Below are 13,201 nucleotides of genomic sequence, written 5' to 3'. Positions count from 1 at the left end.
TTCACATTTGCTTGCGCGCCGTGTATGACGCGGCGCATCAGCCAACCCCATATCGAGAAAGAGCACGTCATGACTGACATCGTCGACATCATCGGCCGCGAAATCCTTGATAGCCGCGGCAACCCCACGGTCGAGGTCGATGTGGTGCTGGAGGATGGGTCAATCGGTCGCGCGGCGGTGCCGTCGGGCGCCTCCACCGGCGCGCATGAGGCGGTGGAACTGCGCGACGGCAACAAGGCGCGCTATCTCGGCAAGGGCGTCGAGAAGGCGGTCGCCGCCATCAACGGTGAGATCTTCGAGGCGCTCAGCGACCAGGCGGTCGAGGAGCAGGTCGCGATCGACCAGATCATGATCGAGCTCGACGGCACGCCGAACAAGAGCCGGCTCGGGGCCAACGCCATCCTCGGCGTCTCGCTGGCCTGCGCCAAGGCCGCCGCCGAATCCTTCGACATGCCGCTGTATCGTTATGTTGGCGGCACCTCGGCGCGGACGCTGCCGGTGCCGATGATGAACATCATCAATGGCGGCGTGCATGCCGACAACCCGATCGACTTCCAGGAATTCATGATCCTGCCGGTCGGCGCCACGTCGTTCGCCGAGGCGCTGCGTTGCGGTTCGGAAATTTTCCACACGCTGCGCGGCGAACTGAAGAAGGCCGGCCACAACACCAATGTCGGCGACGAGGGCGGCTTCGCGCCGAACCTGCCGTCGGCCGACGCCGCGCTCGAGTTCGTGATGAATGCGATCGGCAAGGCCGGCTACAAGGCGGGCGACGACGTCGTGCTCGGCCTCGACTGCGCCTCGACCGAATTCTTCAAGGAAGGCTCCTACGTCTATGGCGGCGAGAACAAGACCCGCTCGCGCTCCGAGCAGGTGAAGTATCTCGCCGATCTCGTCAGCCGCTATCCGATCGTCACCATCGAGGACGGTATGTCGGAGGACGACATGGACGGCTGGAAGGAACTGACGGATGCGATCGGCAAGAAGTGCCAGCTGGTCGGCGACGATCTGTTCGTCACCAACGTCACCCGGCTTGCCGACGGCATCAAGAACGGCCGCGCCAATTCGATCCTGGTCAAGGTCAACCAGATCGGCACGCTGACCGAGACGCTTGCGGCGATCGAGATGGCCTACAAGGCCGGCTACACCGCCGTGATGTCGCACCGCTCCGGCGAGACCGAGGACTCCACGATCGCCGATCTCGCGGTCGCCACCAATTGCGGGCAGATCAAGACCGGCTCGCTGGCGCGCTCCGACCGCACCGCCAAATACAATCAGCTGCTCCGCATCGAGCAGCAGCTCGGCACCCAGGCGAAATACGCGGGCAGGGCGGCCTTGAAGGCGCTGGCGTAGCGCCCCAGCTTGAACGGGATCCAACAAAACTCAAAAGGGAGGTCGGGATGAGCGACGGCAAGAGCGGTCTGCAGCTGCGTTCGCTGCTCAAGAAGAATGGCGAGCTCGAGATATCGCTGGTCAATGTCCCGACCCCCGAGCCCGGCCCCGACGAGGTCGTGGTCCGGGTCGAGGCGACCCCGATCAATCCGTCCGATCTCGGTCTGTTGATCGGCCCGGCCGACATGTCGGCCGCCAAGGTCTCCGGCAGCAAGGAATTGCCAGTGGTGACCGCGCGCGTGCCGGAAGCTGCGTTGCCGGGCCTCGCGGCACGACTCGACGAGTCCATGCCGGTCGGCAATGAAGGCGCCGGCGTCGTGATCAGGACCGGTTCATCGGATGCGGCGAAAGCGCTGATGGACCGGACGGTCGCGATGATCGGTGGCGCGATGTATGCGCAATACCGGACGTTGCGCGTCAACGAATGCCTGCCGCTGCCCGACGGCACCACGCCGGCGGAAGGCGCGTCCTGCTTCGTCAATCCGCTGACCGCGCTCGGCATGACCGAGACGATGCGGCGCGAGGGGCACAAGGCGCTGGTGCACACCGCGGCAGCGTCCAATCTCGGCCAGATGCTCAACAAGATCTGTCTCAAGGACGGCATCGGCCTCGTCAACATCGTGCGCAACAAGGAGCAGGCCGACATCCTGCACAAGATCGGCGCCAAACATGTCGTCGATTCCTCCGCGCCCGATTTCATGGACAAGCTCACCGGCGCGCTGGTCGAAACCGGCGCCACCATCGCCTTCGATGCGATCGGCGGCGGCAAGCTCGCGGGCCAGATCCTGGTCGCGATGGAGACCGCGATCAACAAGACCGCCAAGGCCTACAGCCGCTACGGCTCGAATGTGCACAAGCAGGTCTATGTCTATGGCAGCCTCGACACCCGCTCGATCGAATTGCCGCGCGGCTTCGGCATGGCCTGGGGCGTCGGCGGCTGGCTGCTGTTCCCATTCCTGATGAAGATCGGTCCGGAGGCCGGCAACAAGCTGCGCCAGCGCGTGGTGGCCGAACTGAAGACGACTTTCGCCAGTCACTACACCAAGGTGGTCTCGTTGCAGGAGACCCTGCAACTCGACAACATCGCCGTCTACAACAAGCGCGCGACCGGCGAGAAATTCCTGATCAACCCGAACAAGGGCTGAGGATCGAAACGCAGGGGCCGTCCCGATGGGGGCGGCCTTTTGCTTTGCATAGACCAACTCCGCGAAACGCTGCGTTTCCGGAATTGAACGATCCATGCACTTGCATCTTTCTTGGTGCGCCGGTAGGTGAGGGGCACCAGTTTCACGCGCAATCCGAGGGGAATTTGCTATGGCCTATAACATCGTCACCATCGTCGGCAGCATCCGCAAACAGAGCTTCTCGCTCAAGATCGCCAATGCGCTGGCCAAGCTTGCACCGGCGTCGCTGAAGCTCGATGTGACGACGCTTCAGGAAATTTCCTTCTTCAACCAGGACCTCGAGGCCGCGCCGCCGGCGGACTGGCTTGCCTTCCGCGAGAAGCTGCAGAAGTCGAACGGCGTGCTGTTCGTGACCCCCGAATACAACCGCTCGATCCCGGGCGTGCTGAAGAACGCCATCGACGTCGCCTCGCGGCCCTACGGCAAGAGCTCGTTCATCGGCAAGCCGGTCGGCATCATCGGCAATTCGCCCGGACCGCTCGGCGGCGTCAGCGCGGTGAAGCACCTGCAGAACATCCTGCCCGGCATTTCCGGCCCGATCCTCGGTCAGCCGGAAGCCTATCTCAACGGCGTCGGCGATGCCTTCGACGACAACGGCGAACTGACCAAGGAGTCGCTCAAGGGTGTGCTGCAGCAGTATCTCGACGCCTTCGCGGCCTTTATCGAAAAGCAGAACCGCTGAGCAAGAGTCCCGTTCCGATCGAATCGGAACGGGCTCTGAACTTGCTTTGACGCGTTGTCTTCACGCGAACCGGCATCCACTTCGCTCGAAAACGCTCTGGTTCAGCGTTCGTTAACCCCATGGCCGCATGCTCGCGGCCATGGTTTCCCGCACACGCCTCAAATCGATTCTGACCGGGCTCGCCCTCTATACGCTGGCGGCGCTGATGGTCGGCTATTTCGGCGTCAACGCCTACACCGGCAAATACGGCTTGAACGCGCGGCAGGAGCTCGATCAGGAGATCATCGCGCTGACCTCCGAGCTGGCGCGGCTGAAGAAGGAGCGGGCCGAGGGCGAGCAGCGGGTGTCGCTGCTGCGGTCGGACCGGGTCGATCCCGACATGCTGGACGAGCGTGCGCGCTTTCAGCTCGACTACGCCAATCCGCGTGACCTCGTTCGGATCAACAAGTAACTGACGACGCGTTCTCAAATTTCAAAATCATTCGCGCGCTATCACAAAAATGTCGCGCTGCGCTGCAGTGCGGCATAGCAAAATTCCATCGGGCGAACGCAATCCTTCCAAGGCGATTTGAGTTGGGTTAGAGAGGGTTCTCCGACTTCTCTCACCCGGAATTGCCATGGCCGCACCCAAGAAAAGCGTCGCAAAAGAATCAGGGCAGGAGAAGGCCGGCTCTCCCCCCGAATTCACCAAGGAGCAGGAGCTCAAGGCACTGCGGGACATGCTCCTGATCCGGCGCTTCGAGGAGAAGGCCGGTCAGCTCTACGGCATGGGTGCGATCGGCGGCTTCTGCCATCTCTATATCGGCCAGGAAGCGGTCGTGGTCGGCATGCAGATGGCGCTGAAGCCGGGCGACGAGGTCATAACCGGCTACCGGGACCACGGCCACATGCTGGCCTGCGACATGGAAGCCAAGGGCGTGATGGCCGAATTGACCGGACGCCGCGGCGGCTATTCCCGCGGCAAGGGCGGCTCCATGCACATGTTCAGCAAGGAGAAGCACTTTTATGGCGGTCACGGAATCGTGGGCGCGCAGGTCTCGCTCGGCACCGGCCTTGCGTTCGCCAACCGCTATCGCGGCAACGATAACGTCAGCGTGACCTATTTCGGCGACGGCGCGGCCAACCAGGGCCAGGTCTATGAGAGCTTCAACATGGCGGAGCTGTGGAAGCTGCCGGTGATCTACGTGATCGAAAACAATCGCTATGCGATGGGCACCTCGGTGTCGCGCGCATCGGCCCAGCAGGATTTCTCCAAGCGCGGCGCCTCCTTCAACATTCCGGGCAAGCAGGTCGACGGCATGGACGTGCGCGCCGTCAAGGCCGCCGCCGATGAGGCCGTGGCCTGGTGCCGCGGCGGCAACGGTCCGATGATTCTCGAGATGCAGACCTACCGCTACCGCGGCCACTCGATGTCCGATCCGGCCAAGTACCGCACGCGCGAGGAGGTCGAGAAGGTGCGTCACGACCAGGACCCGATCGAGCAGGTGCGTAACCGCTTGCTGGCCTCGGGCGCCAGCGAGCAGGACCTGAAGGCGATCGACGCCCAGGTGCGCGAGATCGTCAACGAGGCCGCAGACTTCGCGCAGCACGATCCGGAACCGGATCCGGCCGAGCTCTACACCGACATCTACCGCTGACCCCACCCGCGCAGACGAATTTCAAGACCGATTTCGGGAGCCGATATGCCCATTCAAGTGCTGATGCCTGCGCTGTCGCCCACCATGGAGAAGGGCAACCTCGCCAAATGGCTGAAAAAGGAAGGCGAGACCATCAAGTCCGGTGACGTCATCGCCGAGATCGAGACCGACAAGGCGACGATGGAGGTCGAGGCAACCGACGAGGGCACGCTCGGCAAGATCCTGATTCCGGAAGGCACCGCGGACGTTGCGGTGAACACGCCGATCGCCACCATTCTCGTCGACGGCGAAAGCGCCGCCGACCTCGCCAAGGCGCCGGCGGCTCCAGCGCCGCAGCCGAAGGCCGCCGAAGCCGCGCCTGCCGAAGCCAAGGCGGAAACGCCGCAGCCCGCGGCGAAGGCATCAGCCGCGCCCGCGACCGAGTCACTGCCTGATCCGGAAATCCCTGCGGGGACCGAGATGGTCACGCAGACCATTCGCGAGGCGCTGCGCGATGCGATGGCCGAGGAGATGCGCCGCGACGGCGATGTCTTCATCATGGGCGAGGAGGTCGCGGAATATCAGGGCGCCTACAAGGTGACGCAGGGCCTGTTGCAGGAATTCGGCGCCCGCCGCGTGATCGACACGCCGATCACCGAGCACGGCTTTGCCGGCGTCGGCGTCGGCGCGGCGATGGCGGGCCTGAAGCCGATCGTCGAGTTCATGACCTTCAACTTCGCCATGCAGGCGATCGACCAGATCATCAACTCCGCCGCCAAGACGCTCTATATGTCCGGCGGCCAGATGGGATGCTCGATCGTGTTCCGCGGCCCGAACGGCGCCGCCGCGCGTGTCGCCGCGCAGCACAGCCAGGACTACGCGGCGTGGTACTCGCAGATCCCGGGCCTCAAGGTGATCGCGCCGTATTCGGCCGCCGATTACAAGGGCCTGCTCAAGGCCGCGATCCGCGATCCCAATCCGGTGATCTTCCTCGAGAACGAGGTGCTGTACGGCCACACCGGCGAGGTGCCGAAGCTGGCTGATTTCGTGGTGCCGATCGGCAAGGCGCGGATTGCCCGCGCCGGCAAGGACGTCACCATCGTCTCCTGGGCGATGGGCATGTCCTATGCGCTGAAGGCTGCCGACGAACTCGCCAAGGAAGGTATCGAGGCCGAGGTCGTCGATCTCCGCACCATCCGTCCGATGGATACCGAGACCATCATCAACTCGGTGAAGAAGACCGGCCGCGCGGTGACGGTCGAGGAGGGCTGGCAGCAGAGCGGCGTCGGCTCCGAGGTCGCCGCGCGCATCATGGAGCACGCCTTCGACTATCTCGACGCGCCGGTGGCGCGCGTCTCCGGCAAGGACGTGCCGATGCCCTATGCCGCCAACCTCGAAAAGCTCGCTCTGCCCTCCGTCGCCGAGGTGGTCGCCGCCGCCAAGGCCGTATCCTACCGGTAACGCCGATGGCCGGTCCCAAGGAGCAGCCGCTGCCGCCTGACGTGATGGGCCGCGACGACGCCATCGAGGTGCTGCGCGCCTTCGTCGTCGATGGCGGCCTGTCGATCGCGTTCCAGCGCGCTTTCGAGGAGCCGGACATGTGGGGGCTCATGCTGGTCGACATCGCCCGCCACGCCGCGCGCGCCTATGCGCGCGAGAGCGAATACACCGAGGACGAGGCGCTCGCGCGCATCGTCGAGATGTTCGAAGCCGAAATCGCCCGGCCGACCGACATGGGCCAAACCAAACCGCGGTCGCAACAAGGTCACTGACAATGCCGATCAATATTCTCATGCCCGCGCTGTCGCCGACGATGGAAAAGGGCAACCTCGCCAAGTGGCTCAAGAAAGAGGGCGACAAGGTCAAGTCCGGCGACGTGATCGCGGAGATCGAGACCGACAAGGCGACGATGGAAGTCGAGGCGGTCGACGAAGGCACGATCGCCAGGATCCTGGTGCCCGAGGGCACCCAGGACGTGCCGGTCAACGACGTCATCGCGGTCATGGCCGGCGACGGCGAGGATGTGAAGGCGGCGGCCAGCGCCGGAGCGGGCGCCGCACCTGTCGCGAAACCCGCCGAGGCGCCGAAGCCCGCCGCCCAGGCCGCGCCGGCGGCGGCTCCCGCACCGGCGGCGGCGCCGGCGCCGAAGCCGGCCGCAGCGCCGGCAGCGGCGCCTCAGGCTGCTGCACCGGCCGCGCAGGCTAACGGCCACGCCCGGGTGTTCTCATCGCCCCTGGCGCGCCGGCTGGCAAAGGAAGCCGGCATCGATCTCGCCCGCATCACCGGCACCGGCCCGCATGGCCGGGTCATCGCGCGCGACGTCGACGAGGCCAAGTCCGGCAAGGGCCTGAAGGCGCCGGCGGCAGCGCCCGCCGCGGGACCGGGCATCGCGCCGTCAATGTCGGACAAGCAGATCCTCGCGCTGTTCGAGCCGGGCTCCTACGAGGTGGTGCCGCATGACGGCATGCGCCGCACCATCGCGCAGCGTCTCACCGCCTCGGTGCAGAACGTCCCGCACTTCTACCTCACCATCGACTGCGACATCGGCAAGCTGCTCGCCGCGCGCGAGGAGATCAACGCCGCAGCGCCGAAGGACAAGGAGAAGAAGCCGCTCTACAAGATCTCGGTCAACGACTTCGTCATCAAGGCGATGGCGGTCGCGCTGCAGAAGATTCCGAACTGCAACGTCAGCTGGACCGAAGGCGGCATGCTCAAGCACAAGCATTCCGACGTCGGCGTCGCGGTGGCGATGCCGGGCGGCCTGATCACGCCGATCATCCGCAAGGCCGAGACCAAGACACTCTCGACCATCTCCAACGAGATGAAGGATTTCGCCGCCCGCGCCCGCGCCCGCAAGCTGAAGCCGGAGGAATATCAGGGCGGCACCACCGCGGTCTCCAACCTCGGCATGTACGGCATCAACCACTTCACCGCCGTGATCAACCCGCCGCATGCCTCGATCCTCGCGGTTGGCACCTCGGAGGAACGTCCGGTGGTGCGCGGCGGCAAGATCGAGATCGCGCACATGATGAGCGTGACGTTGTCGTGCGATCACCGTGCGATCGACGGCGCGCTCGGCGCCGAGCTGATCGGTGCCTTCAAGCAGCTGATCGAAAACCCTGTGATGATGATGGTGTGACGGGCATCCGCCATGTACGCGATCGTCGGTCCGTACGTCCTGCTCGCCGCTATCGCCGTCGCGTTGCTCGTCGCGGTCAACCGCGACCTGATATCGACGATCCAGTTCAGGATCATGATGATCGGCGCCGCGGTGCTGGCGCTGGCGTGGTCCGTGTTCCTCGGTGCGGTATGGCGGGAGTACGGATGAATGGCCAGCATGGCTCGCACGCGCTGGCCCTGGATCTCGCTGTTGCTGTCGGCCGCACTGGTGCTCAATCCGGTCGGATTGGATTTTCTACACTCCGCGTTCTTCGCCGGCGAGCAGCTGGCGCGGAACATCGCCCAGCCGATCGTGCTGACGGCCCTGGCCATCATGGCCCTGGTGATCGGACTCGAATGGCTGGTCAGGTCATTGATCGCAAGAAGCCGCGCCCGCGGCGTCACACGTTGAGTTGAACGGGAGCCGCCATGGCCGACACATCCTTTGACGTCATCATCATCGGCTCCGGCCCCGGCGGCTACGTGACCGCGATCCGTGCCGCGCAGCTCGGTTTCAAGACCGCGATCGTCGAGAAATCCTATCTCGGCGGCATCTGCCTGAACTGGGGCTGCATTCCGACCAAAGCGCTGCTGCGCTCCGCCGAGATCTATCACTACATGCAGCACGCCAAGGATTACGGGTTGTCGGCCGACAATGTCTCGTTCGATCCGAAGGCGGTGGTGCAGCGCTCGCGCGGCGTCTCGAAGCGCCTCAATGACGGCGTCGGCTTCCTGATGAAGAAGAACAAGGTCACGGTGATCTGGGGCGAGGCCACGATCGATGCCCCCGGCAAGATCACGGTGAAGAAGTCGGCGGTCGAGGCGCCGAAGGGCGCCAGCGGCGAGGGCACCTATCAGGCCAAGCACATCATCGTGGCGACCGGCGCGCGGCCGCGCGTGCTGCCCGGGCTCGAGCCCGACAAGAAGCTGATCTGGACCTATTTCGAGGCGATGGTGCCGGAGCGGATGCCCAAATCGCTGCTGGTGGTCGGCTCCGGCGCGATCGGCATCGAGTTCGCCTCGTTCTTCCACACCATGGGCGCCGACGTCACTGTGGTCGAGGTGCTGCCGCAGATTCTCCCGGTCGAGGATGCGGAAATCGCAGGGCTCGCCCGCAAGCGGTTTGAGAAGATGGGGATCAAGATACTCACCTCGACCAAGGTGACAAAGCTCGAGAAGAAGGCCGACAGCGTGGTTGCGACCATCGACGACGGCAAGGAGAAGCCGCAAGCGGTGGAGTTCGAGCGCGTGATTTCGGCGGTCGGCGTGGTCGGCAATATCGAGAATCTCGGGCTGGAGAAGCTTGGCGTCAAAACCGATCGCGGCTGCATCGTGATCGACGGCCTCGGCAAGACCAACGTTCCCGGCATCTATGCGATCGGCGACGTCGCGGGACCGCCGATGCTCGCGCACAAGGCCGAGCATGAGGGCGTGATCTGCATCGAGGCGATCAAGGGCCTGCATCCGCATCCGATGGACAAGCTGATGATCCCGGGCTGCACCTACTGCAACCCGCAGGTCGCCTCCGTCGGCCTCACCGAGGCCAAGGCCAAGGAAGACGGCCGCGAGATCCGGGTCGGCCGCTTCCCGTTCGTCGGCAACGGCAAGGCGATCGCGCTCGGCGAGGACCAGGGCCTCGTCAAGGTGATCTTCGACAAGAAGACCGGCCAGCTGCTCGGCGCCCACATGATCGGCGCCGAGGTCACCGAGCTGATCCAGGGCTACGTCGTGGCGATGAATCTGGAGACCACGGAAGAGGAACTGATGCACACCGTGTTCCCGCATCCGACCTTGTCGGAAATGATGAAGGAAGCGGTGCTCGACGCCTACGGGCGGGTGCTGAATATTTGAGTGGCCGAATTCAGCTCGTCATGCGCGGGCTTGACCCGCGCATCCATCAAGCGAAAGCTTTTTTGCAAGATGGATCGCCGGGTCAAGCCCGGCGATGACAAGCGGAAAGAGCCGTTGACGCAAGAAGCCGGAGAAAGAACAGAGCCAGTGAAAGACAACGACAACCTCACCATCGAACGCCCGACTTTCGTCACCCATCTCGAATGCGCGATGGAGGGCGATCATTATCCCGCCGACCAGGTGCACAACCTCTCCAAGGCCGGCAAGCCGCTGCTGGTGCGCTATGACCTTGCCGGGGTGAAGAAGGCGCTGACGAAGGACGCCCTGGCGCAGCGTCCCGCCGATTTGTGGCGCTACCGCGAGCTGCTGCCGGTGCGCAAATGCAAGGATATCGTCAGCCTCGGCGAGGTCACGACGCCGCTGATCCGGCTGCCGCGGCTCGGCGCCAAGCTTGGCGGCGGCGAGATCATTGTGAAAGATGAAGGCCGGCTGCCGACCGGCTCGTTCAAGGCACGCGGCCTGGTGATGGCGGTGTCGATGGGCAAGGCGCTCGGCATCAAGCACATGGCGATGCCGACCAACGGCAATGCCGGCGCGGCGCTGGCGGCCTATGCGACCTCCTGCGGCATCAAGACCACGATCTTCTGCCCGGCCGATACGCCGGAGGTGAATGTCAGCGAGATCGAGCTGCAGGGCGCCACCGTCTATCGCGTCAACGGCTATATCGATGACTGCGGCAAGATCGTCGGCGAGGGCAAGGCGAAAGTCGGCTGGTTCGACACCTCGACCCTGAAGGAGCCGTACCGGATCGAGGGCAAGAAGACAATGGGGCTTGAACTTGCCGAGCAGCTCGGCTGGGACGTGCCCGACGTGATCTTCTACCCGACCGGCGGCGGCACCGGCCTGATCGGCATGTGGAAGGCGTTCGACGAGCTCGAGAAGATCGGCTTCATCGGAAGCAAGCGCCCGCGCATGGTCGCTGTGCAGGCCTCCGGCTGCGCGCCGATGGTGCGGGCCTATGAGGCCGGCACCGAACACGCCGCGCGCTGGGAGGACGCCCACACCATCGCCTCGGGCATCCGCGTGCCGCAGGCGATCGGCGACTTCCTCATTTTGCGCGCGGTGCGCGAGAGCAAGGGCTTTGCGATCGCCGTCGATGACGACAAGATCAGCGCCGCCCTCAATGAGGTCGCGCGCGAGGAGGGGCTGCTGCTGTGCCCCGAGGGCGCCGCGACCTATGCCGCCTACAAGGAGAGCCTCGCCGACGGCCGTGTCAGCAAGACCGACCGCGTGATGCTGTTCAACTGCGCCAGTGGCCTGAAATACCCGCTGCCGCCGATCACCCGCACGCTCGACCGGTACAAGCCGATCGACTTCTCGCAGTTCTGACGCCTCATCCGAAGGGCCATCTTGTCGAAAGGTGGCCCTTCAAAAATAATTGGAAACAAGAAAATTGAGGGAGAGCGTGATGCGGAAGCTGGTTCTGGCCGTATTAGCGATGTTCGCGTTGACGGGGACCGTTTCCGCGGAAACCTATCCCGCGCACCCGATCACCATCGTGGTGCCGTTTGCTGCCGGCGGCCCCTCGGATGCGATGGCGCGCATCCTCGGCGAACGAATGAAGCAGTCGCTCGGTGAGGTGCTGCTGATCGAGAACGTGACTGGAGCGGGCGGCTCGATCGGCGTTGGCCGCGCGGTGCGCTCGGCGCCCGACGGCTATACCATCTCGTTCGGTCATCTCGGCACCCATGTCGCCAACGGCGCGATCTACAAGCTCGGCTACGACCTCGTCACCGATCTCGAGCCGGTGGTGCTGCTGCCGAGCAACCCGATGATCATCGTCAGCAAGAACGCCGTGCCGGCGAAATCGCTGAAGGAATTGCTGGAGTGGCTGAAGTCGCGGCCGGCGCCGCCGACCGCGGGCACCGCCGGCGCCGGCAGCGGCAGCCATATCGCCGGGCTCTATTTCGAGAACGTTTCCGGCATCAAGCTGCAATATGTACCGTATCGCGGCACCGGCCCAGCGCTGAACGACCTCGTCGCCGGCCAGATCGACATCATCGTCGACCAGACCTCGAACTCGATCAACCAGGTCCGTGCCGGCAATATCCGCGCCTATGCGGTCACCGATTCCAAGCGGGTCGCGAATGCGCCTGACGTTCCGACGGTCGACGAGGCCGGCCTGCCGGGCTTCCACATGACGCTGTGGTCCGGCCTCTGGGTGCCGAAGGGTACTCCGAAGGAGATCGTGGCCAAGCTCAACGCCGCTGCGGTCCAGGCGATGGCCGATCCGGCCGTGCAGAAGCAGCTCGAGAATTTGGGCTTGCAGATGCCGCCGAAGGATCACCTCACGCCGGATGCGCTCGGTGCCTGGCAGAAGGCGGAAATCGCCAAATGGTGGCCGATGATCAAGGCCGCCAACGTGAAGGTGGATTGAAACTTGTCATCCCGGCCGCGCGCAATTGCGCGCTAGGACCGATCGACATTCAGGATTCCCAAGCGGTTTGATCGCTGATTCATAGAGTTCCGTGATTCGAGACACGGAGCAGATGGTGGCGGCGAAACGATATGAGCTGACGGAGGCGCAATGGGCGAGGATTGCGCCACTGCTGCCGGGGAAAGCTGGCGACCCGGGACGTACGGCTGCGGACAATCGACTGTTCGTCAACGGATGTTTGTGGGTTTTGCGATCGGGCGCACACTGGAGCGACCTGCCGGAACGGTACGGCAAGTGGAAAACGGTGCATCAGCGCTTCAGCCGCTGGTGCCATGCCGGCGTCTGGGAGCGCGTGTTCGCTGCTCTGACCGCCGATCGCGACAACCAGTATCTGATGATCGACAGCACCATCGTTCGCGCCCACCAGCAGGCGACGAGCGGAAAAGGGGGGCCAAAGATCAGGCGCTGGGGCGTTCCCGAGGTGGACTGACCACCAAGATCCACATGCTGGCTGATGCGCTCGGCCGTCCGCTCCGCTTCATCGTCACGGCTGGGCAAGTTAATGACATCACCCAGGCGCCGGCACTGCTCCACGGCCAAAGCGGCGATGCCGTGCTCGCCGACAAGGCCTATGACAGCAACGCCCTGCGTGCGATCATCGCGGAAATCGGCGCAACGGCGGTGATCCCGTCAAACCGCACCCGCAGGATCATCATTCCGCACGACGCCGACGCATACAAACAGCGCAACCGCATCGAGCGCTGCTTTTGCCAGCTCAAACACTTCCGACGCTTGGCAACCCGTTATGACAGGCGATCTGACAACTTTACCGGCTTCATCCATCTCGCTGCCGCAATGATCTGGATGCAATGAATGTCGA

14 protein-coding genes are annotated in these 13,201 nt (G+C 64.3%); all 14 read left to right on the top strand.

Going from position 1 to position 13,201, the window contains the following annotated elements; translation table 11 throughout:
* Positions 1–69: 69 nt before the first annotated feature.
* The 14 genes from eno (at position 70) to ACVI1L_RS35555 (ending at position 13,194) form a co-directional block, all read left to right on the top strand.
* Positions 70–1,353: a phosphopyruvate hydratase gene (gene eno / locus ACVI1L_RS35620; RefSeq protein ID WP_076825508.1), complete on the top strand. Its 1,284-nt coding sequence runs from the start codon at positions 70–72 to the stop codon at positions 1,351–1,353.
* 47 nt (positions 1,354–1,400) lie between these two features.
* A complete protein-coding gene (locus ACVI1L_RS35615) occupies positions 1,401–2,537 on the top strand; it encodes a zinc-binding dehydrogenase (protein ID WP_456785025.1) in 1,137 nt (378 codons plus the stop codon).
* Between the two features lie 169 nt (positions 2,538–2,706).
* Positions 2,707–3,258, top strand: a complete 552-nt coding sequence (locus tag ACVI1L_RS35610; protein WP_076825467.1) for an NADPH-dependent FMN reductase — start codon at positions 2,707–2,709, stop codon at positions 3,256–3,258.
* A gap of 139 nt (positions 3,259–3,397) precedes the next feature.
* Entirely contained in the window at positions 3,398–3,709 is a 312-nt protein-coding gene (locus tag ACVI1L_RS35605; RefSeq protein WP_028334062.1) for an FtsB family cell division protein, read from the top strand.
* Positions 3,710–3,875: 166 nt separating this feature from the next.
* Positions 3,876–4,895 (top strand): pyruvate dehydrogenase (acetyl-transferring) E1 component subunit alpha, encoded by a 1,020-nt coding sequence (gene pdhA / locus ACVI1L_RS35600; RefSeq protein ID WP_057016533.1) that lies wholly within the window; start codon positions 3,876–3,878, stop codon positions 4,893–4,895.
* 45 nt (positions 4,896–4,940) lie between these two features.
* Positions 4,941–6,335, top strand: coding sequence for a pyruvate dehydrogenase complex E1 component subunit beta (locus ACVI1L_RS35595; protein WP_456785024.1), 1,395 nt, complete (start codon positions 4,941–4,943; stop codon positions 6,333–6,335).
* Between the two features lie 5 nt (positions 6,336–6,340).
* Positions 6,341–6,646, top strand: a complete 306-nt coding sequence (locus ACVI1L_RS35590; protein ID WP_018271806.1) for a DUF5076 domain-containing protein — start codon at positions 6,341–6,343, stop codon at positions 6,644–6,646.
* Positions 6,647–6,648: 2 nt separating this feature from the next.
* The gene (locus ACVI1L_RS35585) at positions 6,649–8,013 is read left to right on the top strand and encodes a pyruvate dehydrogenase complex dihydrolipoamide acetyltransferase (RefSeq protein WP_456785023.1); all 1,365 of its coding nucleotides are present in this window, start codon (positions 6,649–6,651) and stop codon (positions 8,011–8,013) included.
* A 12-nt stretch (positions 8,014–8,025) separates the two neighbouring features.
* Positions 8,026–8,202, top strand: coding sequence for a hypothetical protein (locus tag ACVI1L_RS35580; protein WP_168858567.1), 177 nt, complete (start codon positions 8,026–8,028; stop codon positions 8,200–8,202).
* The gene (locus ACVI1L_RS35575; RefSeq protein ID WP_057016535.1) at positions 8,203–8,445 is read left to right on the top strand and encodes a hypothetical protein; all 243 of its coding nucleotides are present in this window, start codon (positions 8,203–8,205) and stop codon (positions 8,443–8,445) included. It begins immediately after the preceding gene.
* Between the two features lie 17 nt (positions 8,446–8,462).
* Complete coding sequence (gene lpdA, locus ACVI1L_RS35570) at positions 8,463–9,884, top strand: dihydrolipoyl dehydrogenase (protein ID WP_253608516.1); 1,422 nt, start codon at positions 8,463–8,465, stop codon at positions 9,882–9,884.
* A gap of 147 nt (positions 9,885–10,031) precedes the next feature.
* Positions 10,032–11,273, top strand: coding sequence for a threonine synthase (locus ACVI1L_RS35565; protein ID WP_456785022.1), 1,242 nt, complete (start codon positions 10,032–10,034; stop codon positions 11,271–11,273).
* A gap of 79 nt (positions 11,274–11,352) precedes the next feature.
* A complete protein-coding gene (locus tag ACVI1L_RS35560) occupies positions 11,353–12,321 on the top strand; it encodes a tripartite tricarboxylate transporter substrate binding protein BugD (protein ID WP_456785021.1) in 969 nt (322 codons plus the stop codon).
* Between the two features lie 112 nt (positions 12,322–12,433).
* Positions 12,434–13,194, top strand: a protein-coding gene (locus ACVI1L_RS35555) for an IS5 family transposase (RefSeq protein WP_210185730.1) whose coding sequence is annotated in 2 segments (ribosomal slippage) — positions 12,434–12,779 and positions 12,779–13,194 — 762 coding nt in all. Because the reading frame shifts where the segments join, the coding sequence is not laid out codon by codon here.
* Positions 13,195–13,201 lie beyond the last annotated feature (7 nt).

Source organism: Bradyrhizobium sp. USDA 4516 (assembly GCF_054055915.1).
This window is presented reverse-complemented; position numbering and strand designations above follow the sequence as displayed.

What these genes read in the sequence shown, in the direction of transcription:
- ACVI1L_RS35575 (WP_057016535.1), top strand. Translation starts at nt 8,203, where the DNA reads ATGGCCAGCATGGCTCGCACGCGCTGGCCCTGGATCTCGCTGTTGCTG.
- eno (WP_076825508.1), top strand. Translation starts at nt 70, where the DNA reads ATGACTGACATCGTCGACATCATCGGCCGCGAAATCCTTGATAGCCGC.
- ACVI1L_RS35590 (WP_018271806.1), top strand. Translation starts at nt 6,341, where the DNA reads ATGGCCGGTCCCAAGGAGCAGCCGCTGCCGCCTGACGTGATGGGCCGC.
- ACVI1L_RS35595 (WP_456785024.1), top strand. Translation starts at nt 4,941, where the DNA reads ATGCCCATTCAAGTGCTGATGCCTGCGCTGTCGCCCACCATGGAGAAG.
- ACVI1L_RS35580 (WP_168858567.1), top strand. Translation starts at nt 8,026, where the DNA reads ATGTACGCGATCGTCGGTCCGTACGTCCTGCTCGCCGCTATCGCCGTC.
- lpdA (WP_253608516.1), top strand. Translation starts at nt 8,463, where the DNA reads ATGGCCGACACATCCTTTGACGTCATCATCATCGGCTCCGGCCCCGGC.
- pdhA (WP_057016533.1), top strand. Translation starts at nt 3,876, where the DNA reads ATGGCCGCACCCAAGAAAAGCGTCGCAAAAGAATCAGGGCAGGAGAAG.
- ACVI1L_RS35605 (WP_028334062.1), top strand. Translation starts at nt 3,398, where the DNA reads ATGGTTTCCCGCACACGCCTCAAATCGATTCTGACCGGGCTCGCCCTC.
- ACVI1L_RS35585 (WP_456785023.1), top strand. Translation starts at nt 6,649, where the DNA reads ATGCCGATCAATATTCTCATGCCCGCGCTGTCGCCGACGATGGAAAAG.
- ACVI1L_RS35560 (WP_456785021.1), top strand. Translation starts at nt 11,353, where the DNA reads ATGCGGAAGCTGGTTCTGGCCGTATTAGCGATGTTCGCGTTGACGGGG.
- ACVI1L_RS35615 (WP_456785025.1), top strand. Translation starts at nt 1,401, where the DNA reads ATGAGCGACGGCAAGAGCGGTCTGCAGCTGCGTTCGCTGCTCAAGAAG.
- ACVI1L_RS35610 (WP_076825467.1), top strand. Translation starts at nt 2,707, where the DNA reads ATGGCCTATAACATCGTCACCATCGTCGGCAGCATCCGCAAACAGAGC.